Origin of the sequence: Nostoc sp. UIC 10630, assembly GCF_010747425.1 — a bacterium.
GTDB lineage: Bacteria > Cyanobacteriota > Cyanobacteriia > Cyanobacteriales > Nostocaceae > Nostoc.
This window is the reverse complement of record NZ_JAAGOG010000174.1, coordinates 1-16,661: the sequence shown is the minus strand read 5'-3', so window position 1 is coordinate 16,661 and position 16,661 is coordinate 1. Positions and strand designations below refer to the sequence as shown.

At 41.2% G+C, this 16,661-nt stretch carries 14 protein-coding genes and 3 pseudogenes; 7 read left to right on the top strand and 10 right to left on the bottom strand.

Annotation, left to right across the window (positions count from 1 at the left end):
- The first annotated feature begins 542 nt into the window (after positions 1–542).
- Positions 543–1,343 (top strand): annotated as a pseudogene (locus G1O98_RS29305) (IS5 family transposase).
- Positions 1,344–1,421: 78 nt separating this feature from the next.
- On the opposite strand, the pseudogene G1O98_RS29300 reads toward G1O98_RS29305, so the two are convergent.
- The 3 genes and pseudogenes from G1O98_RS29300 to G1O98_RS29290 form a co-directional block, all read right to left on the bottom strand.
- Positions 1,422–1,619: pseudogene (locus G1O98_RS29300) on the bottom strand (IS1 family transposase); the annotation flags it as partial.
- 254 nt (positions 1,620–1,873) lie between these two features.
- Positions 1,874–2,665, bottom strand: a complete 792-nt coding sequence (locus tag G1O98_RS29295; RefSeq protein ID WP_163935568.1) for a peptidylprolyl isomerase — start codon at positions 2,663–2,665, stop codon at positions 1,874–1,876.
- A 355-nt stretch (positions 2,666–3,020) separates the two neighbouring features.
- Entirely contained in the window at positions 3,021–3,248 is a 228-nt protein-coding gene (locus G1O98_RS29290; RefSeq protein ID WP_163935566.1) for a hypothetical protein, read from the bottom strand.
- A gap of 198 nt (positions 3,249–3,446) precedes the next feature.
- Between G1O98_RS29290 and G1O98_RS29285 the strand changes: the two are divergent.
- The 4 genes and pseudogenes from G1O98_RS29285 (at position 3,447) to G1O98_RS29270 (ending at position 8,055) form a co-directional block, all read left to right on the top strand.
- Positions 3,447–4,304 (top strand): annotated as a pseudogene (locus G1O98_RS29285) (reverse transcriptase N-terminal domain-containing protein).
- A 226-nt stretch (positions 4,305–4,530) separates the two neighbouring features.
- Positions 4,531–5,865, top strand: coding sequence for a hypothetical protein (locus G1O98_RS29280; protein ID WP_163935564.1), 1,335 nt, complete (start codon positions 4,531–4,533; stop codon positions 5,863–5,865).
- A 627-nt stretch (positions 5,866–6,492) separates the two neighbouring features.
- Entirely contained in the window at positions 6,493–7,329 is an 837-nt protein-coding gene (gene dapB / locus G1O98_RS29275; protein ID WP_012411217.1) for a 4-hydroxy-tetrahydrodipicolinate reductase, read from the top strand.
- A 39-nt stretch (positions 7,330–7,368) separates the two neighbouring features.
- Positions 7,369–8,055, top strand: a complete 687-nt coding sequence (locus tag G1O98_RS29270) for a phosphate ABC transporter permease (RefSeq protein ID WP_163935561.1) — start codon at positions 7,369–7,371, stop codon at positions 8,053–8,055.
- A gap of 176 nt (positions 8,056–8,231) precedes the next feature.
- Here the strand turns inward: G1O98_RS29270 and G1O98_RS29265 are convergent, their stop codons facing one another.
- The 6 genes from G1O98_RS29265 to G1O98_RS29240 all read right to left on the bottom strand — a co-directional run bounded on the left by G1O98_RS29265 (position 8,232) and on the right by G1O98_RS29240 (position 13,008).
- On the bottom strand, positions 8,232–9,650 hold the full coding sequence (locus G1O98_RS29265) for a right-handed parallel beta-helix repeat-containing protein (protein ID WP_163935558.1): 1,419 nt from the start codon (positions 9,648–9,650) through the stop codon (positions 8,232–8,234).
- Positions 9,651–9,750: 100 nt separating this feature from the next.
- Positions 9,751–10,380 (bottom strand): precorrin-8X methylmutase, encoded by a 630-nt coding sequence (locus G1O98_RS29260; protein ID WP_114084626.1) that lies wholly within the window; start codon positions 10,378–10,380, stop codon positions 9,751–9,753.
- A 97-nt stretch (positions 10,381–10,477) separates the two neighbouring features.
- The gene (locus tag G1O98_RS29255) at positions 10,478–11,287 is read right to left on the bottom strand and encodes a TPM domain-containing protein (protein WP_041565603.1); all 810 of its coding nucleotides are present in this window, start codon (positions 11,285–11,287) and stop codon (positions 10,478–10,480) included.
- Between the two features lie 246 nt (positions 11,288–11,533).
- On the bottom strand, positions 11,534–12,073 hold the full coding sequence (locus G1O98_RS29250) for a DUF948 domain-containing protein (RefSeq protein ID WP_163935554.1): 540 nt from the start codon (positions 12,071–12,073) through the stop codon (positions 11,534–11,536).
- An 11-nt stretch (positions 12,074–12,084) separates the two neighbouring features.
- A complete protein-coding gene (locus G1O98_RS29245; RefSeq protein ID WP_114084629.1) occupies positions 12,085–12,435 on the bottom strand; it encodes a YtxH domain-containing protein in 351 nt (116 codons plus the stop codon).
- 237 nt (positions 12,436–12,672) lie between these two features.
- Positions 12,673–13,008 (bottom strand): hypothetical protein, encoded by a 336-nt coding sequence (locus tag G1O98_RS29240; protein WP_163935548.1) that lies wholly within the window; start codon positions 13,006–13,008, stop codon positions 12,673–12,675.
- A gap of 636 nt (positions 13,009–13,644) precedes the next feature.
- On the opposite strand from G1O98_RS29240, the gene G1O98_RS29235 reads away from it, so the two are divergent.
- Positions 13,645–14,637, top strand: a complete 993-nt coding sequence (locus tag G1O98_RS29235) for a zinc ABC transporter substrate-binding protein (protein WP_163935543.1) — start codon at positions 13,645–13,647, stop codon at positions 14,635–14,637.
- Positions 14,638–14,732: 95 nt separating this feature from the next.
- Here the strand turns inward: G1O98_RS29235 and G1O98_RS29230 are convergent, their stop codons facing one another.
- The gene (locus G1O98_RS29230) at positions 14,733–15,266 is read right to left on the bottom strand and encodes a DUF4330 domain-containing protein (RefSeq protein ID WP_114084633.1); all 534 of its coding nucleotides are present in this window, start codon (positions 15,264–15,266) and stop codon (positions 14,733–14,735) included.
- Between the two features lie 394 nt (positions 15,267–15,660).
- On the opposite strand from G1O98_RS29230, the gene G1O98_RS29225 reads away from it, so the two are divergent.
- A complete protein-coding gene (locus G1O98_RS29225) occupies positions 15,661–16,524 on the top strand; it encodes a M48 family metalloprotease (RefSeq protein WP_163935540.1) in 864 nt (287 codons plus the stop codon).
- The last annotated feature ends 137 nt before the right edge of the window (positions 16,525–16,661 follow it).

Below are 16,661 nucleotides of genomic sequence, written 5' to 3'. Positions count from 1 at the left end.
CCGAACTCAGAGGTGAAACGCTGTTGCGGCAACGATAGTTTAGGGGTCGCCCTACGCAAAAATAGCTCGGTGCCAGGGATATTATTCAACCACAACAACACAACAAAAGCCTTCTCAAGATTAATTGAGCAGGCTTTTGTTGTTTCACGAAGTCATAGCAACCGCAAAGGCAAGTAAAACGTACCTTCCGCACCCCTAACTGTCACAAAGGGAAATTACGGAGAGAAAAAAGTTAAGTGAGAATCAAAATAGATATCATTAGTCAAAAAAGAGATTTCAGTAACCATGAATCATAAAAAATGGCATCAAAATTAAGAGTGTAAATAAGGGGCAATAAGAACTGACGGCAGAAAAATGAGTTTGAGATAAATAAACGAAGATGTTAAAGACTGAAATCATAAATTAGAGTAATAAATGAAAGTGACATGTAGCTGATATTTGGTGAGATGTTAGAGGCTGTTTCTAAAGAAAAGTAAAGCTAACAATTTGGAGGAGTAAATCAATCCCAAAATAGACGAGGAGTTTAAGTCTAAGCGCCAATGATGTCTCGAAAACCTTATCCCAGTGACCTGACTGATTCAGAGTGGGAGAAGATTGCACCGCTCCTACCAGCAACGAGTCCAATTGGTCGGCCCCGTAAGGTGGATATGCGGGAGTTGCTTAATGGGATTTTCTATGTGTTGTCTGAGGGATGTAGGTGGCGTTCTTTACCCCACGACTTTCCACCCTGGCAAACAGTCTACAAGTATTTTCGTCATTGGCAACGCCTTGAGGTCTGGCATACTATCAATACCCATCTTAGGCAACAAGTTCGCAACAGCGTCGAGAAAGCAGATAACCTCACAGCAGGCATGAACGATAGTCAGTCGGTAAAAACGACGGAAAAAAGGGGGAGGTTTATGGCTATGACGGAGGCAAGCAAGTAAAAGGACGCAAACGTCATATCTTTGTGGATACATTGGGACTATTATTGGCAGTCGTCGTAACCGAAGCCAATTTTCCTGAACGTTTGGGAGCTACAGCTGTAGTGATGGAAGCGGCAGATGCCACAGAGGACATTGTACTCCTGAAGGGTAGATCAAGGCTACAGCGGGGAGAACCTTGCACGAGTGATTCAGCAATTGTGTGAGGCTAAAGTAGAAGTAGTGCGTCGCACCGAACCAGGATTTGTGGTGTTACCGAAGCGTTGGATTGTAGAACGAACTTTCGGGTGGTGGAATCACTATCGCCGCTTAAGTAAAGATTATGAACTACTTCCCGAAGTTAGTGAAGCAATGATCTATACGGTAATGATTCGCTTGATGCTACGACGACTAGCGCAGTCAGAATCAGCATCTTCATAATCCTTTAGAAACAGTCTCTTACCGTTGGATTATCTTTTTTAAGCGAAGCGTTAGCGAGTCCGCGAGCGTCTGTACTTTTTTGACCCTTTCAATTGCGCGAAAACCAGAACCATTAACGTACATTTCTAGGCATTCACGCTTAATATCTTCAGAATATCCTTTTGGTTCATAAGATTCGATAAATTGACGCTTACATCGAACGCAAATGTAATTTTGCTTACCACGTTGTCTACCGTTTTTACGTATATGAGTTGATGCACACTTAGGACATTGCATAGCGATCGCTCTAATTCATATTTCTATTCTGCAACGCCCATTTAACTTACCAAACTCCATCAATAGTAAACGCAAGTAAACGGAGCGAATAACTTCCCATTACAACAAGCGGCAATCATATTAACTAGCCCTTATCTCCTCGCACTTTTAACGCAAGTAGTCAACAGACAGTGCCTCGTAGTAGCTCTGTTTCGTTGTCAGAATTATGCAAGCCAAGTATGGGAGGTTGAGAATCAATCCCATACTCTGATTCATTAAGGTTTATCGCCCTCTCCCTGTCCTCCTGTGCCCTTCTGCCCTTGTGGTGCAGACATGATTCGCTTTTGCTGTTCTTGTAACCAAGTTTCAAAGAGTTCATTCAGTAGTCGGACTTTCATAAATTCATCTAGTTGTGCGGGGATAAATTTTTCCAGTCGCAAAATCACGAACCACTCGGCGATGCGGGTAGGGGGCAATATCTGGCCTGGTTGACTGCTAGATAGCATTTGCACCATTACCGGATGTAGTGCATTCAGTTCAATCGGACCTACTAAGCCGCCAGTTTGGGCTTCTGGCCCAAGCGAATATTCACGCGCCAAGTCAGCAAAAGAATTTTCTTTTGCCTGAATCCGGAAGTAAAGTTCTTGGGCAATTCCCACATCCTGGGTTCGCAGTAGGGAATAAATTACTTTATCTAGTTTTGCTTTGGACTGAAAAAAGTAGGATTCCAATTTATTACCCCAAGTGGCTTGCTTGAATTTTTCAATTTTAAGCTTACGAGTTGTAATAACTTCTAGCTGTTCGGTAGTCAGCCCTTGATGTGCCATCCAAGCCTGGATGTCTTCTTCATTTTTGAACTGTTTTTCAACGTAAAACTGCTGTTTGGCTTGGGCTATTTCCTCAGGTGTACACTCTATTGCTATCTTCTCGGAGCGTGAATTTTGCTCTATGGCCTCATCGAGGATCAATTCTCTCTGCAACTGTGGCAGCATTTGGTAATTTCCTAGCAAGGAAACCAGCTCACTCGCTGTGATTGTACGATTACCGATTTGGATCGCTTCAGTCATTAGCTTTCGGGAATCTCAATATTGTTAAAGAAGCTAAACCGTAGCCCATTCACTGGGAGCTTTTGTCTTAATTTTACCGAGTTAGGTACACTTACCTCACTTTCTCAATAATTACACACTTTAAAATATACAGATCATATATGTTTGTATAAAAATTTTACGTAAAAACGGTCATAGTGAAGACAAGATTAAAAGGGATAATCCCTCTTTCATGAAAGTGGGTTAAAACCTGATAGCAGTTCTCGACAATGGTGAGATACGTTATTAAGCTACTAAAGCTTGGGAAAAAATATTTGGGTGTACCTCAGTAGCTTAGAAAACGCTATACTTCATTGACTGTAATGTCGAAAACTCGTTAATTTATCCGAGAGTGACAAAAAGTGCGATTCGTTGTGTGACAAATCACCGTAGCCAGTCCGTAAATAATCACACCAACCAACACTAGCAATAAAGTTAGTTGAACTTTCGGTCTGATGCGGGTGAAAGCCCCGCCCAATAGACTCAGTTGTGACTCCTTATCTGCCCACACTGACCAGACTCGGTTTCTGGAGAGTGAAGCTGGGAACAGGGCGTAATCAGACATCCGTTGCGGGATGACACTGACGCTAACAGGGAGTTCCTACGGTGAATCTGACCGAGGGAACGAATAAAAACGAATTGAGGGTCTAGGGGAGGTCGAATCCCTGCGTAGGCTAGACGAGAAGCGGAATTCTCTCAATTCGGGTAGGACTGACAGTAATTGGTCAGAGGTGTTCAGAATATACTTGCTTGGAGTTAGAGCATTATTAGACACAGCGATAATGCTAGTGAATCTTGGAAGAGTTTACCGTGGAAGAAATTTCGCCGTAATTTATTCCGCCTACAAAAACGAGTGTACAAAGCCATTCGAGACGGAGACAAGCGCAAAGCAAGGTCTGTTCAAAAGCTGATACTGAAATCCACCTCTGCGAGATTACTGGCAATTCGTCAAGTAACACAGCTAAATGTGGGGAAAAAGACAGCAGGAGTCGATGGTAAAGCCTCACTCACATTTGAGCAGAGGTTGGAACTGAGTGAACAACTCAAAACCAAAGGCAATAACTGGCATCACCAGTCACTGCGACAAATCCCAATTCCAAAGAAGGATGGAAAAACCCACATCCTTAAAGTTCCCACCATCGCAGATAGGGCTTGGCAATGTCTAGCCAAATATAGTCAGAGGTTGGAGAAACTATCACCGCTACTGTAAAATGGACGGTTCACGATTCTCGTTGTATCATATCCAACACAGAGCAATTCAGGTGTTCAACAGGGAAGATAAACTTAACCGCGAATCTAGTAAAAAACTCCTAGACAAAGCGTTTCCCAAGGTTCCCTACTCCGAAAATAAACACATCAACGTCAAAGGCGAGAAATCACCTTTTGACGGAGATATCACCTACTGGAGCCAACGTAACGGCAAGCTCTACGATGGCAAAACCCCCGTTGCCATCAGACGGCAAAACCATAGATGTGGATATTGTGGACTAAAAATGCTTGAGGGGGAGAAAGTACATCTTCATTATGTAGATGGAAATCATAATAACTGGAAAGTCAAAAACCTTTAGCTATTCATCAAAGCTGCCACGATTACATACACATGGGCAATGACTCTAGTTAAGAACATCGAAAGCTGGGTGCGGGGAAAACCTGCACGCCCAGATTGAACAGAGAGGTGCGGCGGATAATACCGCCCATCGACTCTAACAGGGTTATTCCTCTTTCGCTCCCAGCCAGAAGATGGGTAAAATCTGCTAAGTGCAGGAAACCATAAATCTAGCTATTGCTAGATGCTGTAATTCTCTCAAACGCTATAATCTACATCTGTTGCACAGAGAGATTAACTTGTGGATGTCATATTAGAACGATCGCACGAATTAAAACAAGCCTTAGTTGATTTTGTCCTTGATGCTGAAGGCGAACTGGCACAAGCACTGGAAACTTATGCAGCAGAACAGTTGCGCCGTGGAAGTGGGGATAGTACACAGCAGGACTTAATCATTGATAGCTTTCTAACAGCAGGGAAAGTCGGTGATAAGTCTCCATTAGAGTTGTTTATCGAAAGCCATCCAGATTTAGAAGAGAGCGATCGCAATCTGATCAAAAGCTGGCATCATAGTTTTATTGGTTTATTTACCATTACTAACATCCTACCTGATGGCTTTGAATTGACGAACTGGTTGACCGATAAATGCTACGTTGTCAAGCCTAATAATACCCAAACATTACAGGCAATATCTCGGTTGAAAGTAGGAGAAATTTTACTAACTCGCATTTCTCCTGTTACCGACAGCTACTGGATGTTTTCTGGCCCTTACACAATAATGGGTAAATTAGGGAAACCAAAACTTGCTGTAGCAATTGGCAATTTCAAAGAAAACTATAAAAGTAATCTTTACAGTGATGCTCCAGACTTGCTAGAAGAAGCTTGGCAGTCAGTGGAACAATATCATCAGCAGTTTGTGGACTTTTTTGGCACTGATGAAATCACCCTACCTGGATACCAACTTAATAAAAAGATAGGGGAATTTCAAGAACTAATTACTGAAAAAAACTTCGCAGCAGCAGGAATTGATACTTCAAAATCCTTGGCAGAAGTGGCAGAAGCCGCTGGTATTGGAGACGAGGAAATCAAAGCAGCAGCACAAGAGTTTGGCGCTGATTCTAATGTAGTCTCTCAGATGTTGAACAGCAAAGGCGGCAATAGCAAAATGGTTATGCCAAAGGTTGATTTACCTGCCGAACTCAAGAAAGCAGAACAGGTAACGGCTCTTTCTCATCCCCGTTGGGGACAAATGTTTTTACCAACATATAGTAAGGTACAAGCAATCTTATCAGCAGAAGACTGGCAAAGTGTTCAAGGGGCGGAAAAACTAATTCGCTACTATCTCGAAGATAAAAGTATTAATGCCTTTATTTGGCATCGACTAGCGCAACAATATCCAACTCAATTAGAAAATGTGTTGCAAATAGTTCTGCAACGTCCAGAGTTTCACCTTGAAAGCGACTTGGATGTGCTTTTGCAAGAATTCCACAAACCGATTGAGCCAGAGCTACCAGATATTGCCAGTGTACCCATACATTTGCATAATTTATTTCAGGAAGCTTTAGGAGAAGTTAATAAATCTAAATCAAAGGGTAAAGGGCAAGCAAAGCCAGCAAAGGGTTTTCAACGAGGTTAGTAATTCACCGTTCGCGTAATGGTACTCATGCTCGAAACCAAATAACCCTTCGACTCTGTGTTAGCGCAGAATTTCTGTAGCTTCTTGTAAAAATTTTTTGATGACATTTGGGAAAGCGTGTTTCTTTACATATCCCTTATTTCATCAATTTAATTCTCTATTAGGCGAACGGTACACAAAAAACCCCGACTTGATAGCCGAGGTAGATGGGAGAAGTCCAAATGTCGATGAGATATCGCAATACCGAAATCTGTTTTTATTAGCTAATGCCAGTTAGGTAGTTAAGTTTAGTTTTAGTTAAGTTATGTAAATAAATTTAACCTAAATATTACAAATAGTCAACTAAACTTGACAAAAAAATCTAATAGATATTATGAGAACTACTTATCAGTCAGTGTATAGGATTTTTTTTAGAGATGCGGTAAACGAAATAGGCAAAACAAAACGGGTTACTGGCTAAGATAGTGGGATGAAAATGAGAACCGATCTGCTTTAGAGTTAGAAAACTGAGGGATTAGCTGCATCAATCAAGGTAGTCGGAATTAGACCAGAGATTTGAGAAGCTAGCTACTAGATCACCAAAGTCTTTACAATTCCTTTGTTAGCTCAAAAAGTATTTCTCGACCTATGACAAATCAAGCTCCTATCCCGGTTATTGTCAACGGTGCTGCTGGTAAAATGGGCCGTGAGGTGATTAAGGCAGTGGCGCAAGCGCCTGACTTAAACCTAGTGGGTGCAATTGACCACAGTTTGGAACATCAAGATAAAGACGCTGGAGAATTAGCGGGTTTAAGCGAACCCCTTGAAGTGCCAATTACCAATCAATTGGAACCTATGTTAGGGTATGTGGCTGGCGACAGACAGTCTCCTCCAGGGGTAATTGTAGACTTTACTCATCCTGATTCAGTTTATGACAATATTCGTAGTGCGATCGCCTACGGTATTCGTCCAGTAGTTGGAACCACTGGGTTAAGTCCAGAACAAATTCAAGACTTGGCAGACTTTGCCGACAAAGCTAGCACTGGTTGTCTAATTATTCCTAACTTCTCCATTGGTATGGTGCTGTTACAACAAGCCGCGATCGCAGCCTCAAAATATTTTGACCATGTGGAAATTATCGAACTGCATCACAACCAAAAAGCTGATGCTCCCAGTGGTACTGCCATTCAAACGGCGCAGTTACTAGGAGAATTGGGTAAAACTTTTAACCCTGCTCTTGTAGAAGAGACGGAGAAATTACCAGGGGCGAGGGGTAGTATAGCAGATGAAGGGATTAGAATTCATAGCGTGCGCTTGCCAGGACTGATTGCTCATCAAGAAGTTATTTTTGGCGCAGCAGGACAGATTTATACTTTACGACATGACACGAGCGATCGCGCTTGCTATATGCCAGGCGTGCTACTAGCAATTCGCAAAGTCTTAGCGCTAAAGTCGTTAGTATATGGATTAGAAAAGATACTTTAGACTTTAAATACACTATTCAGCATTCATCACTCAGCACTCATGTTAGTACCACTGACTCGCCAGAAATTTGAACAAGTTATCCCCCTAATTGCCACTGGTTTGCAGTACAAGTACTATTGGGGGAAGTTTTCAAATTTTTTGCAAAGGCTGTTAATTTCTGTAGTTGCCATAGTTGTTCTATTGCTTGTGACAGTTATTTTTAAACTTGAGTTTGCTTCAATAGTATTTGTGCTGGGGGTAGTTAGCGCTTTTTTTTGGCTGTGGTATCCAGTGTTTCAAGCAAGTATGCGGAATTTGCAATGCCGCCGTTATAAGTATGGCGGCTTTTTCCGTGGTCGAGTCCTAGATTGGTGGATCACAGACCAGTTGATGGGGAAACAAGAAACAGTCAACAGCAAAGGCGAACTGGTAATTGTGGAAAACCGAGAAAAACAAATTAACTTAGAGGTGGGTGATGAAACAGGATTTACCATTGAGTTTGTAGCACCATTACGTCCTGCTCACAAAGTTATTACTCGCGGTCAAATTGCCGAAATGGTAGTGCTGTCAAATCGTGCAGATTTAAGCAGTATTGAACAATTCAGCGATATATACATTCCCAGCCGTGACTTGTGGATTAGTGATTATCCTTATCTGCGGCGGGATTTCTTTAACGAAGTCGGTCGTCGCTTGCGTGAAGACCAACAACAAAAACCGCGTCGTCGCCGCCGTAGAGACGAGGATTGAAAAAGAAGTCAAACAATTTTGGTTTTAGATTGACCCCATACCGTTGATGCGAAAGCTTGAATAAATAATTTTGAAATTTATTCTCGCGTTTAAATTCGGGGGCTTTAAACCTTTTTGAATTTTAAATCTTTCAATCGAAAATTTACTGAAGGAGGTGGGATGATTAAATCAGTTTGCTAACGAGAGCATCCTACTTTGATGATTTTCCCTTTTAAACGATAGGTAACAGATCCACAAGCAAAACCTCCTAGCAAATCAGGCTCTGCATAAGTTTGCATAGGCGGATTTTGTTTATCTAGCCGCCGTTTCCAATTGCCAGATATTTTTTCTAGAGTGGGATATTTTTTTAAAAACTGTGAATCTGCAACAATATCGTGAGTTCCCTTAAGACTTACCTTAGAACGATTAAGGTATATATTGTAATCGTAAATAACGTTTTTATTTTTATTACTACTATTAACAGCTTTGCCAGGATAAGCATAAAGAATATTCCTTAAAATCCTGACATCAGATGATATATTAGCAAATATTTGCCCATCTTTAATTTCGGGACTTTGATTATTTAAAACAGCAGTATTATTTACAATATCAACATGATCGCTTAAAAATGCATGAATACCTGAACCACCATTATTAAATGTAAGATTGTTTTTAACTAAAGTGCGTCCTTTATATACACCCAACTTTGAGTTATTTTGATTATTTCTTGATGTATCGATAATAATGCCATTACCATCTGTGATCTTTCCGACTGCAATCCAAGGGATGAACATGCGATTGTTATAGGCCTTGTTGTTGGTTACAAACATCTTGTATCCCCGATTGTTGTCAAAATTCCAATTGCTCAACATGGAAATACCACTGCAACCATAAACGCTGTACCAGGCATTATCGAACACCACGTTATTATTTATTGTCACGTAGTCTGATTCAATGGCTGAAATGCCTGCTCCTCCACACTTGTGTACCTTGTTGTTGACAATACGTATATGGTGAGTATGACCATTTTTTCGTCCATCCACGTTGATGCAGTTTCCATTGGTCAGAGGGTTTAGTTTGTTAGTTTTCTGACTCATTGCATAATCAAGGGTTAGATTGTCATTGTTCCCTATGACTTCAAGCCCATTTATCTCAATATATGAAGCTCCACTGTGAATCAAAATTCCATTCCATCCATTGTGCTTAATTTTCGGACGATGCCCAGGATATGCCTTAAACTTAATCCATGCGTTTGCTTTTCCAGAGCGAGTAATAGATACTACCTGCCCATTTGGGCTTGAATTCCTATACACTCCGTTCATAATCAGTACGGTGTCCCCAGGATTGGTCAGATTTGCTGCCTTTTGAATTGTCCTAAAGGGGGATGAATTAGAGAGTCCGCTATTTGTGTCGTTTCCAGTACCACTAACATAGTATGTTTTCGGTGTCGTCTTAGTGCTGATTAGCTGGCGACTGGATAAGATAATTTCCTTGTTAGTAGATACTTGATGGACGTTTTCAACTAAAGATACTTTTATATTTTCTCCTTTAGCCAAAAGACTCAATACTAAGGGAATTGCAAAGTATGCACTTAAGTTGAAACCTGTAATTACCACAAGAAACGGCTCCTTGTTCGGGACTACCTAACAAAAATATCAGAATATTCAGTGGTTTTGAATGCTCTTTTGAATACAAAATACAATAGAGTCGACTTTCCTAGCTCCCCCGATTTCCATCTTGTCCATAAGCTTGCCAAGCCAAGTCTACCAATCCATCAACGATCGCAGCTGCGACAACTGCATTACCTTTGCGACTTTCAATTGTAATATGGGGCACTAAGGAGTCTTGTAAACGCGCTTTCGCTTCATCAACATTGACAAATCCAACTGGAGTCGCAATTATCAAAGCAGGTCTAATTTCCTCAGCCTCAATTAAATCAACTAGTGCTGTTAGTGCTGTTTGTGCTTGACCAATCACAAAAATGCCCTCTGGATAACGCTTTGCTAAGGTTTCGATTCCCCATGCTGCCCGAGTTTTTTCTTTTTGAGGGCGTGTCAGAGCTTCCATGCTGCAATACACCGGATTAGCAAAGGTGTTTTGAATCTCAGATGCAATACCTACTTGTACCATCGGGACATCTACCACAATCGTGGTACGCGCGGCTAGTGCTGCTGCTCCTGCTTGTAAGGCACGCTCAGAGAAACGAATCAAAGACTTATACTCAAAGTCAGCTGTAGAGTATATTACCCGCCGCACAATCTCATATTCTGCGGGTGAAAAGACATGATTTTCAATTTCATTATCAATAATTGCTAAACTTTGAGCATCAGTTACGTGCCATTCCATTTTTCTTGAGCTTCTTAAATATTAGCTTTCAGCTTATCAGCTTCAGGGATTTAGGAGTTAGGAGTTAATTAAAAACTCATAACTCCTAACTCAGCACTTATAACTCATTACTAGAAGAAGGTCGGCTGAAAACAGGAGATAAGTAGGCAACCAAGACACCGATAATAAAGCCAGAGATATTGCGAACTAGAGGTAGCCAGTCACTTGTACGTGTCACCACTGGCCCAATACCAAAGGCAATAAATAAGATCCCCCATAAAGGTGAGAAAATTAAAGCCCATTGCCAAGCAAAAACTTGTCCTTTCTCGCGGGGTTGAGCTGCAAATCCACAAATTATCCCACCAATAACTGAGGTAATCAAGGTGAGAATCCATTGCTCTCGTGGTAGTCCAGGAACAACATTGCAACCACCTTTGAGTAAACAGCCTTTAACAGATTCTAAAGCTTGCAGAATGGCTTGGTCTTCGCCTTGTTCGCGCACAAAGTACAAATTACCGAAGCGAGTTTGCAGTTCTATCCAGAATGTTCTGGGTAAAAGTTCATAAACAGCATCGCCGACGCTAAAACTGAGGATGTTACCGCCACGAGAATCGGCAACTAGTAAAATGCTTTTGTCATCCAAACCCCAATATTTTATAACTGCCCGGCCTGGGGTGCGGTCATACTGGGTCAATACTCGCAGTTTCCAGCCTGTATCGGCTTCAAACTGTTCTAAATCTTTGACAAGCTTTTCTTCTTGCAGCACAGGCAGAGATTTAGCTAAGTCTACAACTGGGGTAAAGGTGTCAGGGAGTAACTCAGGATTGTCATAAGCCAATGCTGGGGGAGAATTCATGACCCAAATTGACCCAGCCAGAAAAAAGACTGCGATAGATAGCAGAATTCGTCGCCAAAAACAAGATTGCATGGACGTTTTTATACAAATATCAACGGTAGAGGTGAACAAGTTGTTTTAAAAGAGTACGGGAAAAATGATAGTTCTTTACACTTGTTTACTTTACTCTAATCTAAGGGATCAAAGCAAAGCGTTTTTGGGAATAGGGCACTAGAGGCAGAGGGGCAGGGGGGAAAGAGATAATTTATTATTCTCCCCCTTGTCTTCTGCTCCCCGGTTTCTTTTCTTAGTCCCTAGTTCCCATTCCTTATTACCAATTCAATCTTCATCATCAAAATTGGTTTCCCAGTTAACAGCGTCATCGTAACCTTCGTTAGCGCGGTATACTTCTGTTTTTATGCGGCGATTTTCTTGCCTTAGCACTTCTCGTTCTCGCAACGTTAGTGGTGGTTGTTCATTGCTTGGCAAGCGATCGCTATTTCGCCTCGTCGGTTTTGGGCGTGTGAAGTTTCTCCAAGCAGCTTTCGCGCCAACAAAAATGCTGCGTGTACCTACTTGCAGATTTTTAGCCTGAATTCTTGCACTATCGAGGGTTTGATCGACTTGTTTGGCTACTTGACTGGCATTTTTGACACCTTCACTAACATCATCAGTTAAGTCAGTTATTTCCAAACCAGTCACGCGAATAGCTTCTAGAGTGGGCGGTAACTCTCGTGAGAGTGTATCAAATAGCTTTTCTGCACTGCGAGCAGCGCGTGCTAACTCTTGCAAAGCGGGTATGGCCGCCACTAAAACCGCAGTCAAGCTTGTGGCGACTAGAAGTAAGGAGAGTCCCAACCAAAACAGGGGATCAATCACGGTAATGTCATTTATGAGCGTTCTAATGGCTGAGGAAGATAATCTGAGTCTTCAGGTGATGTTTGCCTCTGTAAGATTTGGCTTTCCTTTTGAGTGGCATCTACACCTGCTGCGATCGCTTCCCGTAATCGATCTAAAGTCTCATCCCAGTTTCGTAGTGCGCTGGCAGAGAGACGATCTGCTTGGATTTGCACACTCGTTGATAAATCTTCTGCCAATTCTGGGATAGCATTGGCAGATTTCTTCAAGATTTTACGCGTTTCGCGCCCTGTACGTGGAGCCACGAGCAAACCCGTTAAAGCACCGATGGTAGCTCCCAGCATCAAACCGCCAATAAATACTCCAGAACGGTTATTAGACATATTGTTGTTTCTCTCCTTACACCTATTTTAGGTGTGTTTTCTCTCCTTGTAAGGCTCACCGATTTTATTCAGTTAATCTATCCTGACAAAATATCAGCCAAAAATGTTGCTTTTGTTCATTAAACATTAAAACCATTAATTACTTATGATTCAAAACTCCCTGGGTTCCTTTCCCTCTGTATCTTTGTACCTTTGTGTCAGCCCTAATTATAAATGTTCATGTGAACTTGACATAACTCATTTGGCAACAGTTCTTTTCCCGGATATTAACTCTAGCCTGCGAAAATAACGCTGCCAAATTTGCTGTCCTTGTAAAAGTAGACTGATAATTTGTCGCACTTGTTGGATTTGCATTTTTAGTGCTTGATTTTTCTGCCGTAAGTTATAAATATTCTCCTGACTGAGATAAATATTTTCTGGTGCTTTATTTAATACTGTATGAGTACAACTTTCATAAACAGTTAACGTATCTGCTATGTATGCTAGCCGCTGCTTGAGTTGCCACACTCGCCAAGCCACATAGAGTAGTATCAACGAAATGAGGGTATTAACGAGGATAACTAAAATTACCATTGTTTATCTTCACCAATATCAGCTTTGCGGAATTGTTCTATATACTTGACTACGAATTTTAGATTTTAGATTTTTTTGGGGATGAACCAGAAAATCGCCAATTCACCAATTTTGTAACAACTATATGCCCACACCTGGCAAAACCACAGCTACAATTGCCTTAGATTTATGACTCGGTTTGCGAAATCAACCCGTATGCTTAAAAAGCCCCAGTTTTACTACGTTTCACTCCTTAACCTGATAATCCTAGTCAATTTGCGACCTTTGCGGCATCTAAGCACAATGGCATAGCCCCTTCAACATCCTGTGAGAGAACTACACTCCTTATTGGAGCCTCCTCAGCATCGCCTTTATTATTGTGCTATTACCTCTACCAGTTTTCCAGTCTGTCGCGTGAAGTTCACTAACATTTTGCTTGCAAACCCTCGCCAGTGCTTCAAATTGCTGGATGTGCGGTGGGGACAAGGAAAGTGGGAAAGGAAAGAGTCTATTAATTACCTCTTCCCTTATACAATTTTCCTAGCCGATGGCTTTCCCCTCTTCCCTTAACCTTCTTGTTGAAGGCTTATCCCTGGTATTTCACTAATTCGTTGCTAATAATGATTACTTTTTCTCTATATCCAGTAGAAGGTAAGGATGTCAAAAAAATTACCATCAACTAATTCCTTCCGAGCCATTTTAGTTGCTTTGACAATTGGATTTGTTGGGTGTGGAAATCAAGCTGCAAGAACTGCATTCACTCAAACTACCACCCCGGTAAATGAGAACCTTCCTCAAGTTGTAGCAACAACAAGTGTACTATGTGATTTAACCAAGCAAGTTGCCGGGAATACAGTTAACCTCACTTGCTTAATTGATCCTAGTGCCAATCCTCGCGTTTATAAACCAAAGCCAGAAGATCGTAGAGCCATTGAGCAAGCTAATCTCATTCTCTATAGTGGCTATAATTTAGAACCAAATCTGATCAAATTAATTAAAGCAACTAAAAATACTGCGCCGAAAATAGCCGTCGGTCAACTTGCGGTATCTAAGCCACAAAAATTTCAGAAAGACGGCAAGAATTTAATTAATCCTCATCTTTGGCATAATACTAAGAATGCTATCAGAATGGTGGAGGTAATTAATAGTAATCTGAGAAAATTAGAATCTAGTGATGCAGCAAATTATAACAGCAACGCCAAAAAAATTACCAATGAACTCACTCAGCTAGATAGCTGGATTAAGTCAAGAATTACGAGTATTCCTGCCAAAGAACGTAAGTTAGTTACAACCTCTAATGCACTGAGTTATTACGCCAAAGCATACGGTATTCCATTAGCAGGCGGATTACAAGGTATTAATAGTGGCCAAAACTTGACACCTACACAAGTTAGAAATTTAGTTACAAATATTAAACGGGCTAAAGTCTCAACGATTTTCCCTGAAACGGCAATTAACGAGAATTCACTTCAATCTGTAGCAAGAGTTGCTGAAGTGAAAATTTCTGATAGAAAGTTATATGTTGAGGGACTTGGTGAACCGGGAAGCGAGGCGGACACTTATCAGAAAATGATGATTGCCAATACACGCACAATTATAGAAGGGTTAGGAGGAACGTATTTAATGTTTCAATCGAAAACTGCTAATTAGTTATAAATTCCATTAATAAATCTGATAAACCGAAATGTTTTAGATTAATGAAAATTCGGTTTATCAGTCCTTTTTTAAAGACGAAAATGCTAATGCTATTTGTCTTTTAATCTAATATCAATCACAGTTGCATTGAAGTTGTAGTTAAAGCCTTCCAACTCAAACGGCATTCCAATTTTAACTTTACTGTTACCTAGAACGGGGCCATTGTCAGTAACCTGGGCTTTACCGTCTAGAGTCAAAAGCAAATCTGTACTAAAATTGTTGGTTTTTGGATCTGGTAATTCTTTTACACTACCATCTGGTTGGAAAACATTGACTGTTCTAGGTAGCTGTTGAATGGATTTAATTTCAATCTGTCCATAAGGTTGATTGCGGATAATCACATTAGTCTTTCCACCTTTTTTTAAACCTTGGTTAAATAATTGCTCAGGGTCACGGACATTCAAGCCACGAACAACTAAGTCTACTTCTATAGGTATTGTTTTCGCACCAACTTGGGCAACAGAACCAGAAGTTCCAGGAAAGACAAAGATGCCAAATATCACTAGCAGAATTACCAGTGCAGCACCTAAATCTAAGAGGTTGATTTTGCCGAACAAGCGACCTTTTGAATCTAAAATAGCCATAAAAATTTTTCCGAGGTAATAGCGAAGTAATTGATTGTAGCAAGAAGGCTTTCGATGAAAACGGCAATTTTTCCTATTTGGTAATAACTCAAAGCGGCTGGGCGTTGTAGTTATGCGACAGTTTATCACGAGTTTCGTAAGTTAGCAGGGGTGGGAGCTAACCCTGAAACTTTTACCCGTTCAGACTGACGCACCCAGAAAGTAATATCTAGTGTTTAAGCCTATCTCTAGAGGGAATCTCTAGTCCACCACAATTCGGTAAATTTGCGTAAGCATTAGCTGTATCACAACTCATTTGCTATTGAGTTAAGAATGCAACTTAGAATCCTCTAAATCCGTCTCATAATTTGTCCGATTATTTTATGTTCTCCCGAAATAATCTTTAAAGCGTATTATGTTCAATTGGAAAGGTTTTGTTGCAAGTTACCGTGTGTGGCGGCGTAGCTGGTTTTATCCCCTAATTTCGGTGGTAGTCGCCCTGAGTTTGTGTCTGAGTACACCCTTGCCTGGAAGAACTTTAGACTTCTTGCCTCTTATATTGCAGGGAGTCCAGGTACTTCAGCTTTCTAATATATCTGATCGCCAGGAAACTGATATTGGCAAGCAGATTAATCAGCAAATACTGGGGGGTCAAGTCAAACTTTACCGGAATGCTGAAGTTAATCGCTATGTAGAACAAATTGGTCGGCGTTTAGCAGCTAATAGCGATCGCCCCAACCTTCCCTTCACCTTCCAAGTCGTTGAAGATGATGCGATTAATGCCTTTGCAACTTTAGGAGGCTATGTATATGTCCACACAGGTTTACTTAAAACCGCAGACAATGAAGCGGAACTTGCAAGTGTCATCGCCCATGAGATTGGTCATATTGGTGGGAAGCACTTGGTTAAACAGATGCGGCAAAAGGCAGTCGCTAGTGGTTTAGCAACAGCAACTGGTTTAGATCGCAATACAGCAGTAAATATTGGTGTAGAACTTGCCTTGAATCGTCCTCGTAGTCGTCAAGATGAATTTGATGCCGATCAAAGAGGGCTACGAACCTTGACACGCGCTGGGTATGCCCAGTCTGGGATGGTTTCTTTTATGCAAAAGCTACTGAAAAAGGGTGGTTCTACTCCGACATTTTTGAGTACACACCCCGGAACTAGCGATCGCATTGAGGGTCTCAGACGTGCAATTAACTCCCAACCTAGTAATGCAAATTATGGGCTGGATAATGCTAGTTATAAAGCTAATATTCGACCTTTAGTAAAGTCTTGAGGGAATAGGGTATAGGGAATTGGGCATTGCTTATTCCCCTTATCTCCCTAATCTTCCACATCTTTCCCTGCGCCTCATCTCAAATATTATTTAATTTTTATCGCGGCGATCGACTTTTATTTTGGCTGGATTAATGG

Bases quoted from the DNA above. Each gene is read 5' to 3' on its own strand.
- G1O98_RS29295 (WP_163935568.1), bottom strand. From the start codon at position 2,665: ATGACTGAAGCGATCCAAATCGGTAATCGTACAATCACAGCGAGTGAG.
- G1O98_RS29290 (WP_163935566.1), bottom strand. From the start codon at position 3,248: ATGTCTGATTACGCCCTGTTCCCAGCTTCACTCTCCAGAAACCGAGTC.
- dapB (WP_012411217.1), top strand. From the start codon at position 6,493: ATGACAAATCAAGCTCCTATCCCGGTTATTGTCAACGGTGCTGCTGGT.
- G1O98_RS29270 (WP_163935561.1), top strand. From the start codon at position 7,369: ATGTTAGTACCACTGACTCGCCAGAAATTTGAACAAGTTATCCCCCTA.
- G1O98_RS29260 (WP_114084626.1), bottom strand. From the start codon at position 10,380: ATGGAATGGCACGTAACTGATGCTCAAAGTTTAGCAATTATTGATAAT.
- G1O98_RS29255 (WP_041565603.1), bottom strand. From the start codon at position 11,287: ATGCAATCTTGTTTTTGGCGACGAATTCTGCTATCTATCGCAGTCTTT.
- G1O98_RS29245 (WP_114084629.1), bottom strand. From the start codon at position 12,435: ATGTCTAATAACCGTTCTGGAGTATTTATTGGCGGTTTGATGCTGGGA.
- G1O98_RS29240 (WP_163935548.1), bottom strand. From the start codon at position 13,008: ATGGTAATTTTAGTTATCCTCGTTAATACCCTCATTTCGTTGATACTA.
- G1O98_RS29235 (WP_163935543.1), top strand. From the start codon at position 13,645: ATGTCAAAAAAATTACCATCAACTAATTCCTTCCGAGCCATTTTAGTT.
- G1O98_RS29230 (WP_114084633.1), bottom strand. From the start codon at position 15,266: ATGGCTATTTTAGATTCAAAAGGTCGCTTGTTCGGCAAAATCAACCTC.
- G1O98_RS29225 (WP_163935540.1), top strand. From the start codon at position 15,661: ATGTTCAATTGGAAAGGTTTTGTTGCAAGTTACCGTGTGTGGCGGCGT.